Below are 1584 nucleotides of genomic sequence, written 5' to 3'. Positions count from 1 at the left end.
GAATAATGGCAAAAGCAAAAAAGATATACGAATGCCAAGCTTGCGGATTTAAAAGTTCTAAATGGATGGGAAAATGTCCAAATTGCGGTGCGTGGGACTCTTTTTTAGAATTAAGCGAAGAACAGATAAAATTTATTCAAAAAAAAACCTCTTTTAAAGCAACTCCTATTACAGAAATCCAAGAGGATAAAGTTGATAGATTTTCTACAAACGATAAAGAGCTTGATCTGGTTTTAGGCGGAGGTATAGTTCCAGGAAGCCTTGTGTTGATCGGAGGAAGTCCTGGAGTTGGAAAATCCACCCTTTTATTAAAAATGTGTGCAAATTTGGCAAAAGAGGGAAAAAAAGTATTATATGTAAGCGCTGAAGAGTCAAGCGGACAGATAAAACTTAGAGCTAACAGAATAGGCGCAAACCATCCAAATTTATATCTGCTATCTGAGATAAAATTGGAAAATATTTTATCTGAACTTTCCAATCAAAATTATGAGGTTTTAATAATAGACTCTATTCAAACAATATATACAGAAGAGATAACTTCTGCTCCAGGAACCGTATCTCAGGTTAGAGCCGTTACCTTTGAGCTAATGAGAATAGCCAAATCTACAAAAACGGCCATTTTTATAATAGGCCACATCACCAAAGAGGGCTCAATCGCCGGTCCAAGGGTTTTAGAACATATGGTAGATACCGTTTTATATTTTGAAGGTGAATCTTCAAAAGATATAAGAATATTAAGAGGATTTAAAAATAGATTTGGAAGTATCAGTGAAGTTGGAATTTTTGAAATGACCAAAGAGGGTTTAGTTAGCGCTAAAGATATATCAAGCAAATTTTTTAGCAAAAAAAAGCGTCAAGCGGGCTCTGCCATTACCGTAATAATGGAAGGTTCTAGGCCTCTTATCATTGAGGTTCAAGCGTTAGTAAGCGAGAGTGGCTATTCAAACCCAAAAAGAAGCGCAACAGGCTTTGACTCTAACCGCTTAACAATGCTTTTGGCTCTGCTTGAAAAAAAACTTGAACTTCCTTTTAACCAATACGATGTTTTTGTTAATATCTCAGGAGGTATAAAAATAGCAGAAACAGCCGCAGATTTAGCGGTAATTGCAGCGATTTTAAGCAGCTTTAGAAATAGAATTTTAAATAGCGAAACTATATTTTTGGGAGAAGTTGGATTGACAGGAGATATAAGAGATATACATATGCTCGAAAATAGACTAAAAGAGGCGCAAAGTCAAGGGTTTAAGAAAGCCATTGTTCCTTCCAAACCCGTTGAAAATCTTAAAATCAAATGCTTCATAGTCGACGAAGTTGCAAAAATAGTTGATTGGATGTAAATTAATAAAAATTTGGTTAATATAGTTAAAAAAGTTAAAATAGTTAAAAAAGTTGAGTAGTTAGAAAGTGAAAAAGTGAGAAAGTTAGAAAGTGTGCGAGGACAAGCCGAAGGCTTAGTATTAGTTAAAATGGTTAAGCGGTTGAGTGGTTGAGTGGTTGAGAAGTTAGGTGAAAGGCTAAAGGGAGAAGGCGGTAAGGTGGTAAGTGAGCGAGGGCAAACCGAAGGTTTAGAACGATAACTGCTTA

Annotated in this window: 1 protein-coding gene; it reads left to right on the top strand. The window is 35.7% G+C overall.

The genetic code is table 11. The features are described 5' to 3' along the window. Positions 1–5: 5 nt before the first annotated feature. Positions 6–1337 (top strand): DNA repair protein RadA, encoded by a 1332-nt coding sequence (gene radA / locus AC30RD_RS07855; protein WP_489493912.1) that lies wholly within the window; start codon positions 6–8, stop codon positions 1335–1337. Positions 1338–1584 lie beyond the last annotated feature (247 nt).

The sequence above is a fragment of the Nitrosophilus sp. genome, assembly GCF_982775275.1.
This window is presented reverse-complemented; position numbering and strand designations above follow the sequence as displayed.